The sequence below is a fragment of the Saccharomonospora amisosensis genome (assembly GCF_011761185.1).
Lineage (GTDB): Bacteria > Actinomycetota > Actinomycetes > Mycobacteriales > Pseudonocardiaceae > Saccharomonospora_A > Saccharomonospora_A amisosensis.
In genome coordinates this window covers 3,740,809-3,766,062 of sequence record NZ_JAAOYM010000001.1, presented here as the reverse complement: position 1 = coordinate 3,766,062, position 25,254 = coordinate 3,740,809, and the positions used below count along the sequence as shown (strand labels likewise).

The window sequence follows — 25,254 nt, the reverse complement described above, 5'->3', positions numbered from 1 at the left end:
TCCCGGTTCAGTGGCCCCCATTTCACTCGACGCGCGTTCGACCGGCGGCGACCGCCTCGAGCGGGCTAGCACCTACGGGCGCCTCAGTGATCCCCTCGGCCAGCAGCTGGCTCAGCGTCTCCTGTCCGGCTACCGAGACCTCGCACTTGTCGGAGTAGTGACGGAAAAGCGTGCTTCTGGTGACCGGCGCGCTCGGCGATCTGCGCCACCGTCGTGGCGTCGTACCCTGCTCAGCGAAGGGGTCGACGCTCCGCCCTCCTCGCGTGCGGGTGTACCTGGTGTTGAGGCGGTTGGTTGAGATCCGACCGCGCCGTTCAGTGATCCACAACGCGGGATCCACAACGCGGGATGCCAGCTCGGGCCTCAGCAGGGGCCGCACCTCCTGGCCCACTGGCGCAGCACGTCGACGATCCAGTCGAACTCCGGCACTGTCAGCATCGTCCGTCGTTTCGGTGGGCTACCGCGTGATGCCTTGCCGTTGCGAGCCAGCACCGACCCGAATTGCCTGCACTTCGGGCGCATTGCAGCGAAAGTCCGCCAGATCCAGCCGGGCCGCATCCCGCAGCGCCGCCGGAGCACCCTTCCAGCCACGGCGGCGAATCTGCTCGGCACGATCGTCGGCGGCGTCAAACAGGGACCGCACCTCGTCGTAGGTCAGTGCCCGTCGTCCCGGCACGGCAACGACGGGAGCAGCACAACAATGCGAAGGGGGCCAGGAGTCGCCGCAACGGGCGACCAACCTGGTCCCATCCTCGTGGTGCCCCCGGCAGGACTCGAACCTGCGACCTAGAGATTAGAAGGCTCTTGCTCTATCCAGCTGAGCTACGAGGGCCCAGTGGCGGTCGTTGCTGGTCACGCCACGTAACTCCAGCTTAGCCACCACTGTCGATCTGATCGTCCGAGACCGGCCATTCGTTTCACCCCTCACCCATACTGGTGACGTCAGCGTCGCTGCAGGTGAGCAATGCCACACCAGACGCCGGTTCTTGGCCACGGAGGCCGCGGGCATACGGCGGTCGAGGGTATGCCCGCGGCCAGGGCCGTGTGCCAGTCACGGCCCCCGGAGCACGCGGCCGCTCACCGTTCCCCATTCGCGGCAGCCGCGCGTCCAGCACCTGACGTGTCCGCCGATGCGCGGTGTGGCGGTGGCCGTGCCGCCCCTCGGCAACATGGCGCGCTCCACGGCGGGTGTCATCGAGACTCCTGCGATGTCAGTTAGTTCCATATCTGGATCGCTCGCACGATGTAGGGACTTCGTGGCACGAACGTCTCGGGCCCGGGATAGGTGCTGAAGTCGGCCTCGGTGGAGCATTCTCGATCCTGATATACGGTCACGTGCCGATCGATCCGGTTGGCGAACGCGTTCGCTTCGAAACCGTCGGGAAATGGCACGCATTCCTCTGGATTTGTGTTACGCAAGTCGAAGCGTGTGATGGCTCCGCCGTAGTCCGCTTCAGGCCAGCTACAGAACTCTCCTTTCTGGCAGGAGTGTGCTGCCGATGGCGACGGATTCGGTGGTTGCACCGCGTTCGCGGCCGTCGACCCGGACAGCAGCAGCGTCGTCAGCACCAGAACGCCGGGCAGCCAGGTTCGTAGGAACGCGAGGTAACCGTGCATCATGTCGAATCTCCTGTCGGGTCAGGAACGGATTCGTTCGGGTTGGGAAGTTGAGTCAACAATGCCGAATGGTCGAGGCTGGGGTCACCGGAAATTTGCGCGACTGTGGATAAGTAGACGCGCGCAACTCGTTCGAGTGGCAGTTATCCACAAGAATACCGGGGAGGCTTGTGCGTCGAGGTGTGAAATGCTAACGGGGTGGAGGCGCGGTGGATTCCCGCACCACGAGTTCCGTGGCCAGGGTGAGTGGCTTCGGCGGTTTACGTCCGGCCAGCAACCGCAACGCCAGCTCGCCCGCCAACGTGCCCTTGCGCACCAGATCCTGCCGCACCGTCGTCAGCGGAGGTTCCGCCCACCTCGCGGGTGGGGTGTCGTCGAAACCGACCACCGACAGGTCCTGCGGAACGCGCAACCCGAGGTGCCGGGCGGCCGAGAGTGCCGCGAGTGCGAGTTCGTCAGACATGCACAGCAGCGCGGTCAGCCGAGGCCGCGACCGCAGCAACTCGACCGTCGCATGGAACGCCTGCTCACGCGAGGTTCCTGAGGTCTCCCACACGGGCACCGCTTTGCCGGGCACACCCGCGGATGCCAGGATCTCGAGGTATCCGGCCAGGCGATCGCGGTTGTCGCGAAAGCGGCTATCCATGGCCTCGGCGATCGAAAGCGGGCCGTTCCTCGGCTCGGACAGGCACTGGGCCGAAAGTACGCCGACCTGGCGGTGCCCCAGTTCCACCAGATGCCGTGCTGCCGCCATGGCGCCACCGGTGTCGTCGACGTCCACCCGCGCCGACCCCGAAACCACCGGCTGGTCGATCACCACCAGCGGCAGCCCTCGAGCCCGGACGGCTCGCAGTGCGGGCGCGCCGTCCGCCAGGGAGTACGCCACAGCCAGGTCTGCCTGTGCCGACAGCACCCGCTGCGCACGCGGCCCCCCGTGGTCTCCGCCGGGCAACAGGAGTAGTGCGTGCCCCTCGGCGTCCACCACGGCGGCAAGCGCGTCGAGCGTGATCGACAGGGCCGGATCGGAGAACGCGGCGGAAAGACCCGTGTCCAACATGAAGGCGATGGCATCGGCTCGTTTGGTCGCGAGACTGCGCGCCACCGGGTCGGGACCGGGGTAGCCGAGCCTGCTGGCCGCCCGCAGCACCTCACTTCGCAACTCGGCCGAAAGTTGGTCCGGTCGGTTGTATGCGTTGGAGACCGTGGCCCTGGACACGCCAACGGCCTGCGCGACGTCGTCCAGAGTCGGCTGCTTTCGCCGCGTGGTTGCCACGCGCGAAGCCTAGTCGACACGCGTATTCGCTTGCGTGTCTGAAGCGCTTAAGACACGCTGGGCCAAGGCATGCTGCCGGGTAAGGGGGGTGTCGAGGTGGCGCGACGGTTGTCGGTTGTGCTGATCTTCGCGTTCAACGGAGCGACGCTGGGCAGCTGGGCACCGCGCACCCCCGCGCTCGCGGAGCAGATCGACGCCGGACCGGGTCGGTTCGGCCTTGCCCTGCTGGCAGGCAGCGTCGGCATGTTGCTCGCGGCGGCGATGTCCGGTCGACTCGTCGAGCGCTTCGGCAGTCGGGCCGTCATCGCCGTCTCCGGTCTCGCCGTCTGTGGCGTTCTTCCGCTGCTGGGTTCGGCACCGTCCCTCGCCTGGTTCGGCATCGCATTGCTCGGGCTGGGCATGACGTCGGGAGCGCTCGACGTGGCCATGAACATGGCCGGTGTCGTCGTGGAGCGCGGGGAGGGCAGGCCGATCATGCCGCTGTTCCACGCCGGGTTCAGCCTCGGTGCGCTCGCCGGTTCCGGTACGGCAGCACTGGCCGCCGCCGCGAGTTGGTCACCCACCTGGCATTTCACGGCGGCCGCCGTCGCAGGTGGTGTGCTGCTCATGGCCGTCGTCCGGTGGCTGCCTGGCAGGACTCGCGAGGTGAAAGGGGTATCGACAGCAGCTACCGGCCGCGTCAGTCCAGCCCGCCGCCCCACCCTGTGGTGGCTCGCCGCTATCGCACTGTGCTCGGCGATCGCCGAAGGTGCCAGCTCAGACTGGTCCGCGCTGCTGCTCGCCACCGAGCAAGGCTCAGGAGAGGGCCTCGCCGCGCTCGCGTTCGCCGGTTTCACACTGTCGATGGCGGTCGCCCGGCTCGCGGGCTCGTGGGCGCAGGCACGATTTGGCCCGGTGCGGGTGCTCGTCAGTGGTGCCGCACTGGCCGGCTTCGGGCTTGTGACGGCGGCCGCCGTCGGTATCCCTCCGGTGAGCTATGTCGGCTTCTTGCTCGCGGGCGTTGGTCTCGCCGGATGTTTCCCGATCGCGCTCGGGCTCGCGGGTGAAGCGGGAAAGCGGTCGGACGGCAGTGGTGGAGAACGAGAGGTGGCGTTCGTCACCGCCATCGCCTATACCGGGTTCCTCACGGGCCCTCCCATGATCGGCGGTATCGCCCAGTTGACTTCGCTGTCGATATCATTCGTGGCCGTCGGCGTCATCGCTGCCCTGATCGCTCCCGCCGCGGTCGCCGCCACGCGACAGCTCGCGCGGGAACAGCCGCGTGCCGCCGACCTGGTCCGCTGACCGGGACTTCGCGAGGTCGGCCTACCCTCGTACCCGTGTCCACCGCAGCCGAACCCGCACCGGCCGTCGCCACTCGCCGCCGCGCGGCCATGGCGCCGCTGCTAGCCGTCGGCGTGTTGTTGGCGACCGTGGTCGCTGTCGGCCTGGTCGCCCTCACGGGAGGGCTGAGCTACGCCGTCGCGGGGTTGACCGATCCCGGCGATGTCACCAGGTACGGCATCGTGGTGGTGCGTGTCGGCGCCGACATCGCCGCGGCGGTGACCATCGGGTCACTGCTGCTCGCCGCCTTCCTGGTTCCCCCGCAGCGGTCGGGCACCTTGGCCGTGGACGGCTATGCCGCACTGCGGACCGCGGGCTCGGCAGCCTGGGTGTGGTTCGTTCTGGCCATGGCCTCGGTGTTCTTCACTGCGGCCGACGGTGCGGGCAGGCCGGTCATGGAGGTACTGAACCCGCAGGTGCTGCTCAACTACGTCGAGGCGATCGAGCAACCGAAGGCGTGGCTGATCACCGCGTTGATCGCGATGTTGCTCGCGCTGGGCTGCCGCCTGGTGTTGTCCTGGGGTTGGACGGCCGCGCTGTTCTTCGTCTCGGTCGGCGGCATCATCCCGATCGCGGCGACCGGGCATTCCGCCAGCGGCGGCTCGCACGACGTGGCGACCAACAGCCTGCTCTACCACCTCATCGGCGCCGCGGTGTGGGTGGGCGGGCTGATCGCACTGCTGGCACACGCGCGGCGCGGCGGTGACCAGCTGTCGCTCGCGGCGGGTCGGTTCTCGAAGATCGCGCTCGTCAGTTGGGCGGCGCTGGCGGCATCCGGCGTGGTGAACGCACTCGTGCGGGTGGCTCCGGACCAGTTGCTGCGCACCGAATACGGTCTGCTCGTGCTCGGCAAGGTGGTCGCGCTCGCGGTGCTGGGCGTGTTCGGCCACCAGCATCGCAAGCGCGCACTGCGGCGGTTGACCGACTCCGGTGCCAAGGGGCAGTTCGTGCGGCTGGCCGCCGTCGAGGTGCTCGTGATGTTCGTGACGATCGGCCTCGCCACCGCCCTGTCCCGCACGCCACCGCCCGCTGAGATCTACGCTCAGCCCTCCACGACCGAACTGCTCATCGGCTACGACCTGCACGGCCCGCCCACCTTCGTGCGGCTGCTTACCGACTGGCGGTTCGACCTGGTCTACGGCACCGCAGCCATCGTGCTCGCCGTGCTCTACCTGGCGGGCGTGCGGCGGTTGCGCAGCCGAGGGGACAGCTGGCCGGCGGGTCGCACGGCGGCGTGGCTGGCAGGCAACGCGCTGCTGCTGTTGGCGACCTCGTCCGGCATCGGACGCTACGCGCCCGCGATGTTCAGCGTGCACATGGTCAACCACATGCTGCTGTCCATGTTCGTGCCGGTGCTGCTCGTGTTGGGTGGGCCGGTGACTCTCGCGTTGCGCGCGTTGCCCGCGGCGGGCAGGGACGCGCCCCCAGGGCCTCGCGAGTGGCTGCTCGCTGCGGTCCATTCGCCGCTGGCGAGAGTGCTCACCAACCCGATCGTGGCGTTGTTCCTGTTCGTCGGTTCGTTCTACGGCCTGTACTACTCGGGACTGTTCGACACCGCCTTGAACTACCACTGGGCTCACCTGGCGATGAACGCCCACTTCCTCCTGGCCGGATACGTCTTCTTCTGGCCGGCCATCGGGGTCGACCCGGCGCCACGCAGGTTGCCGCCGCTGGGCAAGCTGGGCCTGGTTTTCGCGGCGATCCCGTTCCACGCGTTCTTCGGCGTGACCTTGATGAATATGCAGACGGTGATCGGCGAGACCTTCTATCGGGGGCTCGATCTTCCCTGGGTGGGTGATCTGCTTGCCGACCAGCAATTGGGCGGCGGTATCACGTGGGCTTCGGGGGAGCTGCCTGTCGTCATCGTGATGGTGGCGCTGCTGATGCAGTGGGCCAGAGCCGACGAGCGGGAGGCACGGCGGCGTGACCGCCGCGAGGACGCCACCGGCGGTCAGGACCTCGCCGCGTACAACGCCATGCTGAAGCGGCTGTCCGAGCAGGGCGAGCCACGTCGGTGACGGTTCGCTAGCACATCACCACGACAGCTTCTGCCGCCGCGGGCGGCTACGGGCCTGGTTGTTCAACTGCGGGCAAGTTGTCCACAGATTTCTCGTCCTCGCGTTCCGCACGTCCTCCACGGTGCAGGCTGAGGTGAGCTTGCGAAACACCTGGGCGAACGAAGGGATGAGGGCTGTGGCGATCGGCGAGACGCACCTGACCGTTGTCGGAAACGTGTGCAGTGAACTGAACCGCAAGACGCTGGCCAGCGGCGACGAGGTGGTCAGTTTCTGGCTGCGCAGCAGCGAGCGAAGGTTCGACAAGGAGAACGGCAGCTGGACCGATGGGCGGCACTTCTCGATCAGGGTGACCTGCTGGCGACGTATCGCGGGCACCGTGGCCGCCTCGCTGTCGAAAGGTGACCCAGTGATCGTCAATGGGCGCCTCTACACGAATCGGTACGAGGCCGATGGGCAGCCTCGGTCGATTCCCGAGCTTGAAGCGCTGGCGATCGGACCCAACCTCGCCAGATGCGATGCCAGTGTCCGGCGCGGCAGTCCGGACACCCGATCGGGGTCACCATCGTGTGACGGGCCGGGCGAACTCGGGCCCACCGGCGGCGACCCGACCGGAAACGGGCAGCGGGTGACGGCGGCATGAGCACGTCGCGTTGCGTATATGCCCGAACACGAAGCGGGAGAACGGCCTACGGTCGGTGCCGGGACGGTGACCGGCGTCAAGGAGCCAGCAGGCTCGCTCTACGATCGTTGTATGGCCGAGTTCATCTACACCATGAAGAAGGTGCGCAAGACCGTCGGGGACAAGGTGATCCTCGACGACGTCAGCACCGCGTTCTACCCCGGTGCGAAGATCGGCGTGGTGGGACCGAACGGTGCGGGCAAGTCCACCGTTCTCAAGATCATGGCGGGGCTCGACCAACCGAGCAACGGCGAGGCCTTCCTGCAGCCGGGGGCCAGCGTGGGCATCCTCCTCCAAGAACCGCCGCTGAACGAGGAGAAGACCGTGCGCGGCAACGTCGAGGAAGGGCTCGGCGATATCAAGGTCAAACTCGATCGCTTCAACCAGATCGCGGAACAGCTTGCCACCGACTACAGCGACCAGCTCATGGACGAAATGGGCAAGCTGCAGGAGGAGCTCGACCACGCGGACGCCTGGGAACTGGATTCGCAGCTCGAGCAAGCGATGGACGCGCTGCGCTGCCCGCCGGGCGACGAGCAGGTAGTACACCTGTCCGGTGGCGAGCGCCGCCGCGTCGCCCTGTGCAAGCTGCTGTTGTCGAAGCCCGACCTGTTGCTGCTCGATGAGCCGACCAACCACCTCGACGCGGAAAGTGTGCTGTGGCTGGAGCAGTTCCTTGCGAACTACCCGGGTGCCGTGCTCGCGGTGACGCACGACAGGTACTTCCTCGACAACGTCGCGCAGTGGATCATGGAACTTGACCGCGGTCGCGTCGTCGGGTACGAGGGGAACTACTCGACGTACCTGGAGAAGAAGCGCGAACGACTCGAGGTGCAGGGCAAGAAGGACGCCAAACTCGCCAAGCGGTTGCAGAGCGAGCTGGAATGGGTGCGGTCGAACGCTAAGGCGAGGCAGACGAAGTCTCGTTCCCGTCTGGATCGCTACGAGCAGATGGCCGCGGAGGCGGAGCGGAACAAGAAGCTGGATTTCGAAGAGATCCAGATTCCGCCAGGGCCGCGACTGGGCAATGTCGTGGTGGAGGTCGAGCACCTGCGTAAGGGCTTCGACGACCGATTGTTGATCGATGACCTGACATTCACACTTCCGCGCAACGGCATCGTCGGTGTGATCGGCCCCAACGGGGTGGGCAAGACGACGCTTTTCAAGACGATCGTGGGGCTCGAGGAGCCGGATTCGGGAAGCGTGCGGATCGGCGAGACAGTGAAGCTGTCCTATGTGGACCAGCAGCGGGCCGGTATCGACCCGAATAAGAACGTGTGGGAGGTCGTCTCCGACGGGCTCGACTACATCCACGTCGGCCAGGTCGAGATGCCCTCGCGGGCGTACGTCAGTGCGTTCGGCTTCAAGGGACCGGATCAGCAGAAACCCGCTGGAGTGCTGTCCGGTGGTGAACGTAACCGCCTCAATCTCGCCCTGACCCTGAAAATCGGTGGGAACCTGATCCTGCTGGACGAGCCGACCAACGACCTGGACGTCGAGACGCTGGGTTCGCTGGAGAACGCCTTGGAACAGTTCCCTGGCTGTGCTGTGGTGATCTCGCACGACCGCTGGTTCCTCGACCGCGTGGCGACACACATCCTCGCCTGGGAGGGAGATGACGAGAACCCGGCGAAATGGTTCTGGTTCGAGGGCAACTTCGAGGGCTACGAGAAGAACAAGATCGACCGGTTGGGGCAGGAAGCCGCTCGGCCGCACCGGGTGACGCATCGCAAGCTGACCCGCGATTGACAACAGCGGTGTGAACGTCCAGCGTCCCCAGCACTGAGCGAACACCCGGAGCAACCGTTGAGCGGAGTCCCCGTGAGAGCCACTGAGCACACCAGCCGAAAGGCGGCCAACGGTCGCCATCCCGCTGTCAGCGAGGGTGAAGACGGGGCGACCACCGCGGTCGAGCAGCTTGTCCGGCAAGCGACTCTGCTGCAGGTGCGTGCTCCCGAACTCGCGTTGGTGCTCGGTGAGCGTGCCGCCTCGATCGCCGAGTCAGCGGGCTGGAACGAGCTGTGGATTCGCGCGGAAACACTCGTCGTGCGTGCGAGAGTCAGCTTGGGTCACCGTGCGTCAACGGTGGCCAGGGCTGTCGCCGCTTTACGCGCCGCGGAGGACGCCGGGCAGCAGTCGATGGCCGCCCAGCTCAGGACCGATCTGGCGGTGTGTGCCCGCAGTGTCGGAGCGCCGCTGACCGGCCTCGCCGTGCTCCGTCCGGTGCTGACCGTGAGTGGGCTTTCGGCAGCGCAGCGCGCGGCGGCACTGTGTCACCTTGTGGGCTGTCTCGGCACCCTGGGCCGCAAGGCAGAGCTCGACCGGATACTCATGGAAGGCGACCGGCTCATATCCGCGGACGACACCATGGACGCGGACACCAGGTTGGTGGCAAGAGCCATGATGCGAGTCGGTATCTCGGCACACCGGCGCAGGCACGGTGACCTCGTCGGGGCCGCCGATGCCGCGCGCACCGGAATCGGCTTCCTGGACAACCTTGCGGACGCGGGCGCCGATGGCGGGCTCGCTCGTTCCCGCCTGGTGCTGGAACTGGCGTGCGCGCTACTCGACAGGGGTGACGGTGAACTCGCCCTGGAGATCGCCGAACCTCTCGTCGCCGCACCCGAGCGGGCGGCGAGCGTGGCACCGGTGGGTTGGCTCCGGTTGGCCGTCGCCACACGGGTACACCTGGCCAACGGCTCGGCCGAGACGGCGGCACGCATCCTGCGGCATGCCGTGCACAACGTGGACCGGCACGGGCTACATGCGCTGACCGCACGGCTGTGGCTGGAGTTGGCCAACGTCGAGGAGCGCATCGGCCAGGCAACGGAAGCGATCCAGTGCCTGTACCGCGCCCGCGCGTCGGAACACCTGCATGCCAGGACCCGCAGCCAGGCCAGGGGTGCGTTGACAGGTGAGTTCGGCTCCGGCGAGCAGGCACCCGTGGATCTCGCGGAAGTTGTCGCCGCTGCGGCGCGGGGTTCCGCGGGCAAGCCGCCGCGGCCGCCCGCCGCGCCGACCACGCCACAGCAGAGCCGGTCGACGAGTGGCCGGCCACAGCGGGCGCAGGGTGACGGCGAGCAGCCGGAGGTCGCGCACGCAAGCCGCGGGCAGGCGGCCACGCCCGCGGAGTACGGCAAGCCGGATCGCAAGCGCAAAGTCGTGTTGCCCATGTTGCGCATGGCACAGGAGGCACAGGCAAGCGAGAGTGCCTCACCGCAGTACGAGGCCGCGTCGGCGCAGGCGCCACAACCTGCCTCCGATCCCGATCCGGGACCGAAGCGCGGTAGCCAGGAGCGGGAGCGCCAGGAGCTTGAGCCCGGCACCGGGTGGCGGCAACCGACCTGGGACAACGCCCAACCAGCCTTCAACTCCCGGCGTAAGCGGCACGACTCCGAGCACGGCTCGGTCGCGGCGAAGTCGGTGCTGGATCGGCTCGGTATCTCACCCGGTGGTACCGGCGGCAGGCGCAGGGCGGCGGCCGACGGCGAGGAACCGGATCAGCCAGCGGCCGCAGGCGTGAGTCCTGCCGCGCAAGAAGAGTTCTCACCGGGAGCGAGGCAGGAGATGCCCGCCGCCGACGAGACCTGCCCGCTGCCGCCCGCGGGTTCGGCGCCGTCCGATGGCTACAACTGGTTGCCTCGACTGAAACTGCCGCCGTCCTTGGCGCCGCTGGAGGATCTCAGCTCCGACGAGCCCACCCCATCGCACTCCCGTTCCGATTCCGGTCGGCCCGAAGGCGTGGGGGGCAACCACGATCGCCCCGAGCCGGTGGAGGAACCCCGGGTGCCTGCGGACGAACCGCCGCCGGATGCGGGCCTGGCCGAACTGCTTGCCAGAGCGCTCGCCGAGCACCAGGCAGGCACCTCCAGCGCTGCCGCTTTGGTGAAGAAGCTCGGTGTGGAACAAGGCGAAACAGGTCAACAAAGCGCGACCGGCCAACGACCTCGCGTGAATGGCAAGCACCGCAACGAGTAACGGCGTCCGGCGCCGAGGCTTGCCCGGTCACAGTAAGGTAACCCTGGAGCGGCACGACGTGGTGTGAATGCCAGGGGAGTGGAGAGTTGCGTTGCCTAAGATGAGTTCGACCGGAGTCTCGGTTCGATCGGCCGAAGGGGAGCTGGACGGCTCGATGCGAGATCGTCCTCGACGGTCTCGCAGCCCGGAGCAGATCCGGGACGAGCTGGTCGACTCCGCCGCCGCACAGGCCCCTGACATCGCAGCTTTGATCCGCCTGTACTACCGACTCATCCCGCCCGAGGAGATCATCGGCGACGAGCCCTCGGATCTCGTCGGCGCGGTGCGTTCACATCTCGAACTGGCGGCCGAACGGGTTTCTGGCAGGCCGGCCGTCCGGTTGTTCAACCCGACCGTCGAGCAGGACGGCTGGGCGAGGGAAGCCACGGTCGTGCAACTGGTCACGGACGACATGCCGTACCTGGTCGACTCCGTCGCCGCTGAGTTGTCCCGAAACGGCGTGCAGGTGCAGCGCATCGTCCACCCCATCGTCGTGGTGAGCAGGGAGGTGACCGGGCACCTGCTGCGGGTGCATCCAGAGGCCGACGTCGCGGAGCCGCCTGCGGGCGCGGCAACGGAATCCTGGATGTATCTCGAGATCGACCCGATAGGAGACCCGCACCGGGCGCAGGAACTCGATCGCAGACTCACCGCGGTGCTCGGGGACGTGCGCGAGGTCGTCGAGGACACCGAGAAGATGGCCGAGGCGGCGCGCCGCATCGCGGACAGGCTGGAGGCCGACCCGCCGCCGTCGCCCACGGAGGACGTCGAGGACGCCACGAAACTGTTGCGGTGGTTGACGGAGGGGCACTTCACCTTCCTCGGTTACCGCCGCTACGAGGTGGTCGCCGACCCCGATGGTGGTCAACCGGCGCTGCGGGCGGTACTGGCCTCCGGCCTCGGCGTGCTACGGCAGGACAGTCTGGCCGCGCGCAGCCTCACAGAGGGCGCCGACCGTGCCGCGCAGGCTCTGAACCCGACCTTGCTGGTGCTGACGCACGCTAGCGCGCCGTCCACAGTGCACCGTCCAGTGTATCCCTACTACATCGGGGTGCGGATCTTCGACGAGCACGGCGACATCAAGGGTGAGCACCGGTTCCTCGGCATGTTCACCACATCGGCGCTGCACGAGGACGTGCTCGACATCCCGGTGATCGACCGCAGGGTGCGCGAGGTCATCCACAGGGCAGGCTTCCCGATGGAGTCCTACTCCGGGCAGCGGATGCTCGAGGTGCTGCAGAACTGGCCGCGCACGGACCTGTTCTCCGCCGACCCCGATTCGCTGTACGTGACGGCGACCGGCGCGATCACCCTGGCCGACCGCAGGCGACTGCGGCTGTTCCTGCGCCGGGACCCCTACGGCCGGTTCTACTCCTGCCTGGTCTTCCTGCCCCGTGACCGCTACACCACACGGTCCCGGTTGGCCATGCAGGAGGTGCTGCTCGACGAGCTGGACGGCACCCACCTCGAGTACAGCACGCGGCTGGGCGAAACCATGCTGGCGCAGGTGCACTTCACCGTGCACACCGACCCGGTCGGCACCGCCGAGCCCGACACACTGCGCATCCAGGAACGGCTGAACGAGGCCGTGCGTAGTTGGGACGACCGCATGGTGGATGCGATCCTCGCCGAGCGCAGGGTCAGGGCGGGCGATGGCAGGGCCGTGACGCTCGCCGGGGAGGAGTCGGCCACCGAACAGGGCCAGCGCTTCGCGCAGATGTTCCCCGAGGCCTACAAGGAGGACTTTCCCGCCGAGGTCGCGCTTGCCGACCTGCGCAACCTGGAGGCGCTGCACGGCACCGACGACCTGAACATGTCGTTCTACGTGCCCGACGACGCTGACCCGGGCCAGCGTCGGTTCAAGCTGTACCTGGTGGGTGACGGGGTCACGCTGTCCGCGTTGCTGCCGGTGCTGCAGCGGATGGGTGTCGAGGTGATCGACCAGCGCCCCTACGAGTTGCGGCGGGAGGACGGCAGCCGGGCCTGGATCTACGATTTCGGGTTGCGCGTCGAGTCCAAGGTGCTCGCCGAACTGGACGAGCACGCGGAGCGCGACCTGCGCGCCCGGTTCCAGGACGCGTTCGCCGCCGCGTGGTTGGGGAAGGCGGAGACCGACGGCTTCAACGCGCTCGTGCTGCGCGCGGGGCTGAACTGGCGCCAGGTGGCGGTGTTGCGCGCCTACTCGCGCTATCTGAGGCAGGCAGGTAGCCCGTACTCGCAGGAGTACATCGAGAACGCGGTGTTGAACCACACCGAGATCGCCACGGCGCTGGTGCGGTTGTTCGAGACCCGGTTCGGGCCTGCCCTCGATCCGCAAGAGCGCGCGCAGCGCACCGACACCCGGATCGCGGAGATCAACACCATGATCGACGCGGTGACGAGCCTGGACAGCGACCGGATCCTGCGCAGGCTGCTCGCGGTGATCGTGGCGACGTTGCGCACCAACTTCTGGGTGGGCGACGAGCAGGGCAGGCCGCGTCCCTATCTGGCCTTCAAACTGGACCCGCAGCAGGTTCCCGACCTTCCGGAACCCCGCCCGGCCTACGAGATCTTCGTGTACTCGCCCCGGGTGGAGGGCGTGCACCTGAGGTTCGGTTCCGTCGCCCGCGGTGGCTTGCGCTGGTCAGACCGCAGGGAGGACTTCCGCACCGAGATCCTGGGTCTGGTGAAGGCGCAGGCCGTGAAGAACGCGGTGATCGTCCCGGTGGGAGCGAAAGGCGGTTTCGTCCTCAAGGCCCCGCCCGCGCCGACCGGCGACCCCATGGCCGACCGCGACGCACAACAGGCCGAGGGCATCGCCTGCTATCGAATGTTCATCTCGGGGTTGCTGGACCTCACCGACAATCTCGTGGACGGTGAGACCGTTCCCGCTCCGAACGTGGTCAGATACGACGGAGACGACAACTACCTCGTCGTGGCTGCGGACAAGGGAACGGCTTCGTTCTCCGACATCGCCAACGAGGTGGCTGCCGAATACGGCTACTGGCTCGGCGACGCGTTCGCCTCCGGCGGCTCGGTGGGGTACGACCACAAGGCGATGGGCATCACCGCGCGCGGTGCCTGGGAGAGCGTCAAGCGACACTTCCGCGAACTGGGTGTCGACACCCAGAGCGAGGACTTCACCGTCGTCGGCATCGGGGACATGGCCGGTGACGTGTTCGGCAACGGGATGCTGCTGTCGGAGCACATCCGCCTGGTGGCCGCCTTCAACCACCTGCATATCTTCTTGGACCCCAACCCGGATGCGGCCAGCTCCTACCGGGAACGCAAGCGGCTGTTCGAACTTCCCCGTTCGTCGTGGGAGGACTACGACCGCTCGCTCATCAGCGAAGGCGGTGGGGTGTTCCCCCGCAGCGCCAAGACCGTGCCGATCACGCCCCAGGTTCGTGCGGCCCTCGGGCTTGCCGAGGACGTGGTGCGGATGTCGCCCGCGGAACTGGTGCACGCCATCCTGCAGGCACCGGTGGATCTGCTCTGGAACGGCGGGATCGGGACCTACGTCAAGGCCGAGAGCGAGACCCACGCCGACGCGGGGGACAAGGCCAACGACGCGGTGCGCGTGAACGGCAGCCAGCTTCGGGTGAAGGTGGTCGGCGAGGGTGGCAACCTCGGGCTGACGCAGCGCGGGCGCATCGAATTCGCCAGGCACGGCGGCAAGATCAACACCGATGCGCTGGACAACTCCGCGGGGGTTGACTGCTCAGACCATGAGGTCAACATCAAGATCATGCTGGACCAGCTGGTGTCGGTGGGGGAGCTGGATCGAGGGCAGCGCAACGACCTGCTGGAGCAGATGACCGCAGAGGTGGCGGAACTGGTCCTCGCCGACAACTACCGGCAAAACGCCGTCCTCGGCATCAGCAGGGCGCACGCGTCTCCGATGTTGTCCGTTCACCGGCGACTGGTGTCGGCGCTGGAGGAGAAGGGCGCGCTCGACCGGCAGCTAGAGGCGTTGCCGAGCGACGCGGAGTTCGCCGAACTCGAAAAGGCGGGCCTCAGCCTGACCTCACCGGAGCTGGCCACGCTGCTCGCTCACGTGAAGCTCGATCTCAAGGACGAGTTGCTCGGCAGCGAACTTCCCGACGCCGACGTGTTCGCGCGCAGGCTCGGGGAGTACTTCCCGACTCCGTTGCGGGAGAAGCACGCTGACGGGATCACTCGTCATCCGCTGCGTCGCCAGATCACCACTACGTTGGTGGTCAACGAGGTCGTCGACGGTGCGGGCGTGTCGTATGCCTTCCGGTTGGCCGAGGAACTCAACGCTACGGCGACCGACGCCGTTCGCGCCTTCGCCGTGGTGACCAATGTCTACGGCCTTCCGGAGCTGTGGGCGGGCATCTCCGCACTCGACAACGTGGTTTCCACCGGTACCGCCGACGCGATGGTGCTGGAGACACGCAGGCTGCTCGACCGTGCCGCCCGCTGGTTCCTGACCAACCGGCCGCAGCCGTTGGCGGTGGGTGCCGAGATCAGCAGGTTCGGTGCCGCGGTCGCCGAGTTGTTGCCCAGGCTCGGCGACCTGGTACGGGGTGAGGAAGCCGACGGTGTGCGCAGGCAGGCCGAGTCACTGGTCGGCAAGGGGGTGCCAGCAGAGCTGGCCCGACGTGTCTCGCTGCTGCTTTCCAGTTACGGCCTGCTCGACATCATCGAGGTCGCCGAGCTCGCCGAGCGGGAGGTGGGCCTGGACGCCGAACGCAGCCCGGTCGAGACGGCCGAGCTGTACTACGCGCTGTCCGACCATCTGGGGATGGAGCGCATGCTCGTCTCGGTCAACCAGCTCGAGCGGGACAACCGTTGGCACGCACTTGCCAGGCTCGCACTGCGTGATGACCTGTACTCCTCGTTGCGGGCCATCACCCTCGACGCGCTGCGGCACACCGATCCGGAGGAAAGCGTGGCCGACAAGATCGCCAAGTGGGAGCAGGCGAACGCTTCCCGGCTGGCGAGGGCGCGCGCCACGCTCGACGAGATCGAGGACACCGGCGGGATGGATCTGGCCATGCTTTCCGTGGCTGCGCGACAGATTCGCAGCACGGTGCGATGACCGTGGGCGAGTACGTGGCGTTGGTGCGTCCCCGCTGGTCGGACATGGACGTCTTCGGGCATGTCAATCACGCCAACCTGGTGACACTCCTCGAGGAGGCGCGGGTGCCGCTGCTGTTCGACGGCGCCGAGGCGGAGGGTCTGTCGGAGTTCGCCAAGGGTATCGTCGTGGTGCGGCTGGAGGTGGACTATCGAACGCCGATTGTCGTCGACGGCCGGGACGTGCGGGTGGAGATCATGTTGAGCCAATTGAGGCATGCCTCGTTCACCCTCGACTACTTGGTCCGTACCGGGTCCGGCGAGGGAGACGAGGTCGCGGCGACGGCCAGGACCGTGCTCGCTCCCTACGACGTGAGCCTCGCGCGTCCGCGACGGTTGACCGCTGCCGAACGTGCGTACCTGAGTGCCCACCTCCCCGGAGGAGGGCCGAGGTGACCGAACTGCGTATCCCGGACCCCGCGGACAGGGAGAGTCTCGGCGCGTTCATCGCCAGGGCGGTTCGGCTGGACGGGCAGGCGGTCGTGCGGTTGCGCATGCGCTCGGCCGGTGTGGTCGAGGCGTGGGCGGCCACACCCTTCGACGTATTGGTGACGCGAGCGGTGGAGGGTGAGGTCGAGCCAACCGACGTCAGCGTCGCGGGTAGTGAACTGCTGGCCGCGTTGACCGTGGCACCGGGGGAGCGGATGGACCCCGGACCCCCGCGCGACCTGCTATGGCGCACGGAGTTGCCCGCGGTGAACGGCTGGCGGCGGGTGGACGACCTGCCAGTCACGGTGGTCGCCGATCTCGCGGATCGTGGCGTGGCGCTGGCTCGGGAGAACGTCGGGCCTCACGGAACGCCGCCCGCTTCGCTGCTTGACCAGACCGTGCTCACGGTCTCCGAGGGAGAACTCGAGGTAAAGGTGCCCATGCGGTGCCTGTTCGCGCTGTCCGGCATGGGTTTCGTGGACTCCTCGCGCGAGGGTGATGTGGTGAGGGTGACCGCGACGGACTCATGGCTGCGGTTGGACGCCCGCTACGGTGCGGTGTTGCGTCGCAGGCAAGCACTACTGCCGCTGCTCTTCTGATTCGTGTGGCCGTGCCGGCCCAGATTCTCGCCGCGCCCGGCACCCACCCGGCCGGGGCGGGCCTTTCCGTCCGGCCGGGTGGGTGCCGCGGTGTTGTCAGCGACGCCGGTATTCCTCCCAGGTCACCTTCTTCACCTTGGGGCCGTCGTCCTTGCCGTTGTTGGCGAGTCCGTTGCGGCCGTTGAAGTACGCGCCGACCTGCCGCTGCGCCTGAGGGGACATGTCAGTGTCGCTGATCGCGACGGCGTGAATGTGCGCGGCCCACGGGCCCTGGCTCGGTTTGCGATGCCACGCGGCGAAGCCGACCTGACGCAGTGCCCTCACCGCGGCGGTGATGTTCGGCAGGCCGCGCACCGAGAGGTCGACGGCCCCACCGCCGTCATGGGTGCCGCCGGAGGCGTCCACACCCCCGTAGGAACCCTGGGTCACCGTGAAATCGACCCCGGCACGTCGTTGTGCCGCCCTGATCATCCTCGCGGTGCGCTGGTTGATGGGTTTGCCTTCCATGGTGGTCCGCCCACCGACATCGATGATCCGGTTCAGCGAGTAGCGGCCGTTGCCCAGTTTGGCGAGGGAGCCCTTGCCCGGCAGGCCGCTGGCTGCCAGGCCGCTGTGGCCGAGCGAGCGCTGATAGGCGGCGTATGCCTGCACCGTGGAGGTACCGAAATGCCCGTCGACGTACTTTCTGGCGAGCAAACCCTTGACGGCGAGGGCGGCCTCGACCCTCCTCACGCTGGGGCCGGACCCGTCGGTGACGCCCTGGCCGGACTTGTAGGGGTCCCACATGGCCGCCTTGATCAAGGCTTCCATGTTGACCGTGCTGGAACTCGTGCCGTCGGCTTCGCTTCGCGCGGGCGATGCGGTCGCCGTCCCGGGGAGCAAACCGCCCGACACTGCGGTCAGTACCGCGGCGGCCGTCAGTCTCCGCATGATGGATTTGGTCATCTCGCATTCGCCACCATCAGCCACAGTGCTCGAACGGGCTGGTGTACTTCTTGTCGCCGAGCGACCCGCCCCACCTCACGCAGGTCTTCGCGGCGCTCTTGCGCACCGGACCGGCGTAGTAGGTGTAGTTGCCGGAGTCCATCGCCCGCGTGCCGCCCTTCGGCTTGAGGAAGGCCGACGCCGGGGTCTTCTTGCCGAGTGAGGACGACTTCAGCGTGGCGACGCAGTTCTTGCCGTTGCTCGCGTTGTACATCAGGTACACGGTGCCCGCCTTGCCAAGGGCATGGCGGTCGATGACGGAGTAGCCCGAACCGCAGACTTCCTTGGGGCTGTAGGGATTGCCCCCTCCGCCGCCACCGCAGCTGTTCTTGCTCGTGAACGAGGTGTGGCCGTAGTAGGGCACCGACCGGCCGTTGAGCACGGCCTTGCGGGTGGCTCCGTTGTAGCGCTGTTCGTAGTGCAGGTGCGGGCCGGTGACGCCGCCGGTCGCGCCGGCCTCGCCGATCTTGGTTCCGAGGCGCACCTGCTGGCCCTGGCGGACCGACTGCGCGGACAGGTGGGCGTATCGAGTGGTCCAGCCGCCACCGTGGCTGATCTCGATCCACTTGCCGTAGCTCTCGCCGGGCGCGGTGCTGTCGACCCGCGTCACCGTTCCTGGCGCCGAGGCCAGCACCGCGTCACCGGTGATGCCGGACTTCTGGAAGTCCACCGAGTACGCCGGTTTGTGGCCGCTGAAGGTGGCCGCCGTGGCGGTGTAGCCGCATTTGAACGGCATCTGGAAGTTGGGTGCCGCGGAAGCCTGCGTGGCTCCACCCACCAGCAACGCGGCGGCGGTCGTGGCAGCGAGCGCACCGAGTGCGGCTAGTTTTCCGGTCAATCTCATACCTTCCTCCGAAGTTCTCGTGGTGTTCGACGTTGGAGCTGTCAACGCGTCTGTTGGTATTGCTCCCAGGTGCGGATGGGCTTGACCTCCGGTCCGTCGTCGGGGGCTTCGTTGGCGAGGCCGTTCCTGCCGAGGTAGTAGTCGCCCACCTGGTGCTGGGCCGGGCTGGAGAGGTCGGGGTCGTTGATCGCCACGGCGTGGATGTGGTACGGCCAGTCGTCCTGGCTCGGGGTGCGGTACCAAGCGGCGAAACCGACCTGGCGCAGCGCCTTCACGGCTTTGGTCCGCTGGGCACGGTTCATGCTGTCGACGTTGATGTCGACCACGCCGCCGCCGTCGTGGGTGCCCGCGGACGTCGGGTCGCCGCCTGGGTTGTACGAGCCCTGGTCGAGCTCGAACGTGCGGCCGGCCAGCCGCTGCGCCTGGCGCAGCATCGCCTTCGTTCGTTCGTTCACGACCTTGCCGGTGTGGGTGGTGCGGGCACCGGGCCGGACGACGTGGGTCACGTCGAAGCGGTCGGCGCCGAGCCGGACCAGCGACGACCGGCCGGGAAGTCCGTTGGCGGCGAGTCCCTCGTAGCCGAGCGAACGTTGGTAGGCGGCGTAGGCGGAGACGGTCTTGGTGCCGAAATGTCCGTCCACGTACTGCTGTTCGAGCAACCCCCGTGCCCGCAAGGCACGCTCGACGGCGGTGACGCTGGGACCAGCTCCGGAAATCACCTTCTGGTCGTGGCGCTGCGGGTCGATCTGTGCGGCGCGGAGTACCGCTTCCATGCTGACCGTGGCCGGGGCGGCCGGGGTCGGGTCTGCGGAACTGGAGGCGATCGCGGGAACGGTCGCGAGCGCGACGAGTCCCGCGGCGACCGCCACTCCTGCCGGTAGTGGTTTCACAAAGCCGCTCCTTGCATCGGATGACAACGCTGGTGCGACCTTGGCCGGGCAACTGGGCGAGCGGTACCCCGCTGACGATCTCCCTGACGTCAGACAGCACCGGCCGCTGGGCCAAGCGGCGGTGCGACACCGGGATTTCGCTGTTCACACCGGTGTGTCGGCCACGCCCGTGTTAACGTTGCCGCGCCACATGATGTGACACGAACTCGTGTCAAATTGACACATCGGTGGTGGTGCAGCGGGCCGAGCAGGTACGCACCGGAGGAGGAGACGCGTGCCCGGACCAGAGGCTGTGGAAAGACCGATCGAGCTCGAAGCGTTCATGGCCGAGTTGAGGGACCTTCGGGAGCGGGCGGGCGAGCCGTCCTTCCGCCGTATGGCCGCCAAATCGGGTGCTGTTTCCCACGCGACACTGCATCTGACGGTCACCGGGCATCGGCTGCAACCGTGGGAAACCGTGCGCGAGTTCGTGCGTGCCTGCGACGGTGACGAGACCGAGTGGCACACCCGCTGGCAGGAGGTGTCGCGCGCGCTGTCGGATGCCAGGGAGCACGCCGCTGCCAGCTCCGAACCCGAACCCGAACCCGAACCCGAAGCCGAAGCCGAACCCGAAGCCGGAGCCAGCCCCGATGTCGAGGCAGGCTCCGCAGCCGAAGTCCAAGCCGAGGCACCCGACCACACCGACACCGACGAAGCGCTCAGTCCAGGGCGGCCGTGGTGGCGGTCGAGGTGGCTCCTCATTCTCGTCCCCGCGGCCGTCGTCGCTGTGCTGGCCATCGTCGCCTTCCGCATCACCTCGGCCGACGGCACCGAGAGCGCGGACCCCCGGGCCATGGTTTACGAGGGCGACGCCAGCAAGTTCATCCGGGATGTGACCTACCCCGACGGCACCGTGGTGGAGCCCGACTCACAGTTCGTCAAGATCTGGGAGATCCGCAACACCGGCTCGGTGGAATGGCGTAACCGCTACCTGCAACGGATCGACCTCCCGATCGGCCCTGCTGACTGCGCCACCCCTGAGCGCATTCCGATCAACCACACCTTTCCCCGGCAGAGCGTGCAGATCACGGTCACGGTTCGGACGCCGTCGAAGACGCCCGCGGACTGCAAGGTGCGTTGGAAGATGGTCGATTCGTCAGGCCGCGTGCTGATGCCCGGTTACCGGCCGCTCTACTTCGAGGTGAGGGTGCGGGGGTAGCCGCCGTCTTACCGCCGCCGAGCCGCGATCAGCCACGCCGCGGCGTTGGCGGGCAGCTTGCCTTCGGTGAGGGGTGCACTCGACAGCAACACCTCCCCATCGGGCAGCGGAATCGGCGCGGCCGATGTGTTGAGCGCGCACACCAGACCGCCCGGCCTGCGGTAGGCGAAACAGCCCGGCGGAGCGCCGTACCATTCCAACTCCTCGCCCGTGCCTGCCGGGTGGGTGCGCCGCAGTTCGAGCGCGCGCCGGTACAGCGACAGCGTCGAGTCCGGTCGCTCGAGTTGGGACTCCACCGTCAGCCCCGCCCAGTCACGTGGCATCGGCACCCACGTGCCGGGCGGTGCGGAGAAGCCGAACGGCGGTTCGCTGCCCTGCCAGGCCACGGGCGAACGTGGCCCTTGTTCCCCATCGGGCAGACCCAGCTCGTCGCCGTTGAACACGCAGGCCGTCCCCGGCAGTCCCAGTTGCACCAGTGCCATCGCACGTGCGCGGTCCCGCCCCCGCTGCCCACCGCCGTAGCGCGAGACCGGCCGGGTTCCGTCGTGTGTGGTGAGCGTCCACGCCGGTGTCGTCGCTGTAGCGGCGCTGGCGGCGAGGGTGGAGGAGATCGTCGCCTGCACCGCGTCGGCGTCGAACGGTGCCGACGCGAACCTGCGATCGGTGGCGAGGTGTAGCTGGTTGGGCGGCAGCAGCCGGCCGAGAGCGGCATGCCACCCGCGACTGCCGACCTCGCCGATCGCCATGGCACCTGGATAGCGGTCGAGTAGCGCACGGATCGCTCGCAGCGCCTCGTGTACTCCGTCGCGGTCCAAGGGCGGGGAGGTGCCGCCGACAACCGTGTCGGCCGGCTCGGTCGACCTGCTCAGCGCATGTGCGGCGATGAGGCGGAAGCCGTCGGCCCCACGATCGAGCCAGAACCGAAGCGTCCTCTCGAAGTCCGCCCGCACCGTGGGGTCGGCCCAGTTCAGATCCGGCCTGCCTGGCCCGAGCAGGTGCAGGTACCACTGGCCGTCGTCGGCGCGCGACCATGCCGAAGCTCCGTCGGCATCGAGCCAGTCGTTCGGCGGCAACTCACCTGCCGTGCCGCTGCCCTCGCGGAAGTGGTAGCGCAGGCGTTGCGGCACCGTGGGTGCGGCAACCAGCGCGTCGAGAAACCAGCTGTGCCGGTCGCTGGTGTGGCCTGGCGCCACGTCGAGGAGAATCCGCAGACCGCGCCGGTGTAGGTCACCGGCAAGCCGTTCGAATGCGTCGATCCCACCGAGCACCGGGTCGACCGCGCGTGGGCCCGCTATGTCGTAGCCGTCCGCGACGTTCGGGGAGAGGTAGAACGGCGAGAGCGCGACAGCGTCAACGCCGAGCAGTTCCAGGTAGCCGAGCCGGTCGCGGACACCCTCGAGGTCGCCGACACCGTCGCCGTCGGAGTCGGCGAAGGAGCGCACGAAGACCTGGTAACACACCGCGTGCTGCCACCACGACGAGTCATTCGGCCGGGGCGGCGCGCCGCGTCTTCGCACGGGTTCACTCCCAGCTGTTCACCAGCGAGTGCGCCGCCATTTCCAGGTACTGCCAGAGTTGGCTACGGTACGGCTCCTCCACGCCGGTCTCATCCACGGCCACACGCATCGCGCGCAGCCACGCGTCGCGTTCGGTCGGGCCGATCTTGAACGGTACGTGCCGCATCCGCAGTCGTGGGTGGCCCCGCTGCTCCGAGTAGGTGTGTGGCCCGCCCCAGTACTGCATGAGGAACAACCGCAAACGTTCCTCGGCGGGACCGAGATCCTGCTCGGGGTAGAGCGGACGCAGCACGGGGTCCTCGGCGACCTCGGCGTAGAAGCGAGAGATCAGCTTGCGGAACGTCGGTTCACCGCCCACGGCCTCGAAGAAGTTGCGCGGGTCGCTTGCCTCGGAGTCACTGCTCACCTGTGCCACCTCTCCATTGTGCCTGGCGTAATCAAGATTCGGTCCTGCCCGCGCTTCCCTTGCCGGTGCGGAAGAAGCGTCCGAGCGGAGGTTCGAAGCCCTCACGTTCGAGGGCGTTCATGATTTCGGCTCGCAGTGCCCGCTGCACCGCCCACTGCCTGCCCGGCCGAACCTTCATGGTGACGCGCAGCACGATGCCCTCCGGTGTCACGTTCTCCACACCGAGCACCTCGGGTGGTTCGAGCACGTCCGGGGCGATCGAATCCTTCGCCGCGGCCTCGTCGGCGACCTTGGAAAGCACGGCAGTGGCCTTGGCCACGTCGGTGTGGTAGCCGAGCGGGATGTCGACCAGTGCCACCGCGTGTCCCTGGCTGGAGTTGCCGACCCTGAGGATCTCGCCGTTGCGCACGTACCAGACGGTGCCGTTGATGTCACGCAGTGTGGTGATCCGTAGGCCCACGGATTCCACCGCCCCCACGGCCTCACCGACGTCCACGATGTCGCCGACGCCGTACTGGTCTTCCAGCATCATGAACATGCCGGACAGGAAGTCCCGTACGAGGTTCTGCGCACCGAAACCCAGCGCTACACCGACGATGCCGGCGGAGGCGAGAATGGGGGCGAGGTTGATCCCGAGCTCGCCAAGGATCAGTACGAAGGCGAGCCCGAACACGATGAAACTGGTGAGGGATTTCAGTACAGACCCGATGGTCTTGGCTCGCTGCCGTCTTCGCTCCAGTACGACCGGTCCGAGCACTTCGGGGGCGCGCTCGCGCAGCGGGCGCAGCAGGGCGGGCAACTTGTTGTCCGAGTCGCGTGGCGCCGTGGTGAGCCTGTCGATCAGTTTCCGAACCAGGAACCGGATGAGCACCGCCAGCGCGATGATCAAAAGGATCGCCAGCGGCTTGGCGATGAGCCAGTCGGCCGAGGCGGCCAGCCATTCGTTGTTCGTGAGTTGCCAGACCTGCTGGCACCAGGAACCCTCGTCCTGGATGCAGGACGGCGGCTCGCTGAGCAACTCTTCCACTTTTGGGCAAGGCTCCTTTCCGGTTGTGACGCCGCCCACTTGCCCATCCCACGACCGCGTCGGTTAGGGCAGGTTGACCACGTCCAGTTCCTCCGCAACCGTACTTGGAGACGGCGTGTCGCCGAACGCGCGTGCGTTCGGGGTGTGGTTTGTGGTCGACTAGGGCAGCACCGGTGGAGGTGGTCGCGTGCCAGACCGACAACCCAGCCCTCGCGGCGCCCACGCCCGGCATCCGGCCGGGCAGGCGCCGGAGGCCCTGCTGCGCGCGCCGGCGGTGAGCGTGAGCCCGAACGGGCCGACGCCCGTCGGCCCGCTGGCCCGTGGCGGCCGCGTCACCCGTTCCCACGGGCAGCGGCGTTCCCGCGATCCAGCAGGAACTCCAGGCTGGGGCAAACGTCGCGTGCTGCTACTCAACGCCACCTTCGAACCGCTCACGGCGCTGCCGCTGCGGCGGGCCATCGTGCTGCTCGTCTGCGGTAAGGCCGAGGTGGTGCACGAAGACCCTGCCGGACTCACCCTGCACGCGGCCACCATGACGGTGGAGGTGCCTTCGGTGATCCGCCTCAGCACTTACGTCCGCGTACCGTACCGGGCGCAGGTCCCACTCACCCGGGCGGGGTTGATGCATCGGGACCACTTCCGGTGCGCGTACTGCGGCGCGCGTGCGGAGACTATCGATCATGTGGTGCCGCGCAGCCGAGGGGGTGCGCATTCGTGGCAGAACTGCGTCGCCTGTTGTGCCAAGTGCAACCACCGCAAGGCCGACAAACTCCTGTCGGAACTCGGTTGGCGGCTTCGGGTCGTACCGCAGGCGCCACACGGTCCGCACTGGCGGCTGCTCGCGCACTCCACTGAGGCGGACCCGGTGTGGCAGCGGTACCTCGGCGCCCCCGCCGCGTAGGGCGGGGGACGTGCCCGGTGCGGGCCGGATTTCCCGGTCCGTGGCCAGCGTCAGCGGGTGACCCGGGTTCCCGCGGTCACTCGCGTGCCTCGCGTGACCCTGGTTCCTCGCGTGACTCGCGTGCCTGCCGTGACGCGAGTGCCTGCCGTGACGCGAGTGCCTCGGGTAAGGCCCGTTCCACAGGTGACTCTCGTGCCACGGGTGACCCTTGTGCCACAGGTCACTCGGGTACCGAGCGTGACACGGGTGCCACGACGAACAGCCACATCAAAGCGTGACGGAGTGTCGGAGCCATTGCGCTCAGCGGGGGTCAAAATGGTTGGCATCGGGGGCCTCCTGTGACCGGTGGGTGATCTTTTGGGGATGGGAGGGGAGGGCGCAAGACCCGTACAGGTGAAAAAACTACGAGGATCTTCGGAAACGAACAAGGCCGACCCGCATGGTGCCGCC

The 25,254-nt window shown here is 67.8% G+C and carries 20 protein-coding genes and 1 tRNA gene; 10 read left to right on the top strand and 11 right to left on the bottom strand.

All coding sequences use genetic code 11. The annotated features are described in order from the left end of the window. Positions 1-457 precede the first annotated feature (457 nt). The 5 genes from FHU38_RS18265 to FHU38_RS18245 form a co-directional block, all read right to left on the bottom strand. Positions 458-676 (bottom strand): hypothetical protein, encoded by a 219-nt coding sequence (locus FHU38_RS18265; RefSeq protein ID WP_167173055.1) that lies wholly within the window; start codon positions 674-676, stop codon positions 458-460. Between the two features lie 79 nt (positions 677-755). Then, positions 756-832, bottom strand: a tRNA-Arg gene (locus tag FHU38_RS18260). A 219-nt stretch (positions 833-1,051) separates the two neighbouring features. Further along, positions 1,052-1,195 carry a hypothetical protein gene (locus tag FHU38_RS18255; protein ID WP_167173053.1) on the bottom strand — a complete coding sequence of 48 codons (144 nt, stop codon included), beginning with the start codon at positions 1,193-1,195 and terminating at the stop codon, positions 1,052-1,054. A gap of 20 nt (positions 1,196-1,215) precedes the next feature. Continuing rightward, a complete protein-coding gene (locus tag FHU38_RS18250) occupies positions 1,216-1,617 on the bottom strand; it encodes a peptidase inhibitor family I36 protein (RefSeq protein WP_167176251.1) in 402 nt (133 codons plus the stop codon). Between the two features lie 190 nt (positions 1,618-1,807). After that, positions 1,808-2,890 carry a LacI family DNA-binding transcriptional regulator gene (locus FHU38_RS18245; RefSeq protein WP_167173051.1) on the bottom strand — a complete coding sequence of 361 codons (1,083 nt, stop codon included), beginning with the start codon at positions 2,888-2,890 and terminating at the stop codon, positions 1,808-1,810. Between the two features lie 96 nt (positions 2,891-2,986). On the opposite strand from FHU38_RS18245, the gene FHU38_RS18240 reads away from it, so the two are divergent. The 8 genes from FHU38_RS18240 (at position 2,987) to FHU38_RS18205 (ending at position 17,037) form a co-directional block, all read left to right on the top strand. Continuing rightward, positions 2,987-4,174, top strand: a complete 1,188-nt coding sequence (locus FHU38_RS18240) for an MFS transporter (protein ID WP_167176249.1) — start codon at positions 2,987-2,989, stop codon at positions 4,172-4,174. Between the two features lie 89 nt (positions 4,175-4,263). Beyond that, complete coding sequence (locus tag FHU38_RS18235; RefSeq protein ID WP_167176247.1) at positions 4,264-6,231, top strand: cytochrome c oxidase assembly protein; 1,968 nt, start codon at positions 4,264-4,266, stop codon at positions 6,229-6,231. Positions 6,232-6,406: 175 nt separating this feature from the next. Further along, positions 6,407-6,871, top strand: a complete 465-nt coding sequence (locus FHU38_RS18230) for a single-stranded DNA-binding protein (RefSeq protein WP_167173049.1) — start codon at positions 6,407-6,409, stop codon at positions 6,869-6,871. 111 nt (positions 6,872-6,982) lie between these two features. Beyond that, complete coding sequence (gene ettA / locus FHU38_RS18225) at positions 6,983-8,659, top strand: energy-dependent translational throttle protein EttA (protein ID WP_167173046.1); 1,677 nt, start codon at positions 6,983-6,985, stop codon at positions 8,657-8,659. A 72-nt stretch (positions 8,660-8,731) separates the two neighbouring features. Beyond that, positions 8,732-10,888 (top strand): hypothetical protein, encoded by a 2,157-nt coding sequence (locus FHU38_RS18220; RefSeq protein ID WP_167173044.1) that lies wholly within the window; start codon positions 8,732-8,734, stop codon positions 10,886-10,888. Positions 10,889-10,988: 100 nt separating this feature from the next. Then, on the top strand, positions 10,989-15,971 hold the full coding sequence (locus tag FHU38_RS18215) for an NAD-glutamate dehydrogenase (protein WP_167173042.1): 4,983 nt from the start codon (positions 10,989-10,991) through the stop codon (positions 15,969-15,971). Beyond that, the gene (locus FHU38_RS18210) at positions 15,968-16,405 is read left to right on the top strand and encodes an acyl-CoA thioesterase (RefSeq protein WP_167173040.1); all 438 of its coding nucleotides are present in this window, start codon (positions 15,968-15,970) and stop codon (positions 16,403-16,405) included. Before FHU38_RS18215 ends, FHU38_RS18210 begins: the two co-directional genes overlap by 4 nt. Further along, on the top strand, positions 16,402-17,037 hold the full coding sequence (locus FHU38_RS18205) for a hypothetical protein (protein WP_167173038.1): 636 nt from the start codon (positions 16,402-16,404) through the stop codon (positions 17,035-17,037). The genes FHU38_RS18210 and FHU38_RS18205 overlap by 4 nt, the downstream gene beginning before the upstream one ends. 96 nt (positions 17,038-17,133) lie before the next feature. Here the strand turns inward: FHU38_RS18205 and FHU38_RS18200 are convergent, their stop codons facing one another. Genes FHU38_RS18200 through FHU38_RS18190 form a run of 3 tightly spaced genes read right to left on the bottom strand, consistent with a single transcriptional unit; the run spans position 17,134 to position 19,755 of the window. After that, positions 17,134-17,982 (bottom strand): peptidoglycan-binding domain-containing protein, encoded by an 849-nt coding sequence (locus FHU38_RS18200; RefSeq protein WP_243852293.1) that lies wholly within the window; start codon positions 17,980-17,982, stop codon positions 17,134-17,136. A gap of 16 nt (positions 17,983-17,998) precedes the next feature. Further along, positions 17,999-18,865: a M23 family metallopeptidase gene (locus tag FHU38_RS18195; protein ID WP_167173035.1), complete on the bottom strand. Its 867-nt coding sequence runs from the start codon at positions 18,863-18,865 to the stop codon at positions 17,999-18,001. 41 nt (positions 18,866-18,906) lie between these two features. Further along, positions 18,907-19,755, bottom strand: a complete 849-nt coding sequence (locus FHU38_RS18190; RefSeq protein ID WP_167173033.1) for a peptidoglycan-binding domain-containing protein — start codon at positions 19,753-19,755, stop codon at positions 18,907-18,909. Between the two features lie 274 nt (positions 19,756-20,029). Here FHU38_RS18190 and FHU38_RS18185 point away from each other — a divergent pair, with 274 nt between their 5' ends. Then, positions 20,030-20,953, top strand: coding sequence for an NBR1-Ig-like domain-containing protein (locus tag FHU38_RS18185; protein ID WP_167173031.1), 924 nt, complete (start codon positions 20,030-20,032; stop codon positions 20,951-20,953). An 8-nt stretch (positions 20,954-20,961) separates the two neighbouring features. Here the strand turns inward: FHU38_RS18185 and FHU38_RS18180 are convergent, their stop codons facing one another. Genes FHU38_RS18180 through FHU38_RS18170 form a run of 3 tightly spaced genes read right to left on the bottom strand, consistent with a single transcriptional unit; the run spans position 20,962 to position 23,903 of the window. Further along, entirely contained in the window at positions 20,962-22,470 is a 1,509-nt protein-coding gene (locus FHU38_RS18180) for an alpha-amylase family glycosyl hydrolase (RefSeq protein WP_167173028.1), read from the bottom strand. Between the two features lie 4 nt (positions 22,471-22,474). Then, positions 22,475-22,876 carry a globin gene (locus FHU38_RS18175; protein WP_167173026.1) on the bottom strand — a complete coding sequence of 134 codons (402 nt, stop codon included), beginning with the start codon at positions 22,874-22,876 and terminating at the stop codon, positions 22,475-22,477. 31 nt (positions 22,877-22,907) lie between these two features. Next, positions 22,908-23,903: a mechanosensitive ion channel family protein gene (locus FHU38_RS18170; protein WP_167173023.1), complete on the bottom strand. Its 996-nt coding sequence runs from the start codon at positions 23,901-23,903 to the stop codon at positions 22,908-22,910. A 187-nt stretch (positions 23,904-24,090) separates the two neighbouring features. Between FHU38_RS18170 and FHU38_RS18165 the strand changes: the two genes are divergently transcribed. Next, entirely contained in the window at positions 24,091-24,804 is a 714-nt protein-coding gene (locus FHU38_RS18165; RefSeq protein ID WP_313886822.1) for an HNH endonuclease, read from the top strand. Positions 24,805-25,254 lie beyond the last annotated feature (450 nt).

Bases quoted from the DNA above. Each gene is read 5' to 3' on its own strand.
- FHU38_RS18215 (WP_167173042.1), top strand. From the start codon at position 10,989: ATGAGTTCGACCGGAGTCTCGGTTCGATCGGCCGAAGGGGAGCTGGAC.
- FHU38_RS18255 (WP_167173053.1), bottom strand. From the start codon at position 1,195: ATGACACCCGCCGTGGAGCGCGCCATGTTGCCGAGGGGCGGCACGGCC.
- FHU38_RS18195 (WP_167173035.1), bottom strand. From the start codon at position 18,865: ATGAGATTGACCGGAAAACTAGCCGCACTCGGTGCGCTCGCTGCCACG.
- FHU38_RS18200 (WP_243852293.1), bottom strand. From the start codon at position 17,982: ATGACCAAATCCATCATGCGGAGACTGACGGCCGCCGCGGTACTGACC.
- ettA (WP_167173046.1), top strand. From the start codon at position 6,983: ATGGCCGAGTTCATCTACACCATGAAGAAGGTGCGCAAGACCGTCGGG.
- FHU38_RS18235 (WP_167176247.1), top strand. From the start codon at position 4,264: ATGGCGCCGCTGCTAGCCGTCGGCGTGTTGTTGGCGACCGTGGTCGCT.
- FHU38_RS18250 (WP_167176251.1), bottom strand. From the start codon at position 1,617: ATGCACGGTTACCTCGCGTTCCTACGAACCTGGCTGCCCGGCGTTCTG.
- FHU38_RS18210 (WP_167173040.1), top strand. From the start codon at position 15,968: ATGACCGTGGGCGAGTACGTGGCGTTGGTGCGTCCCCGCTGGTCGGAC.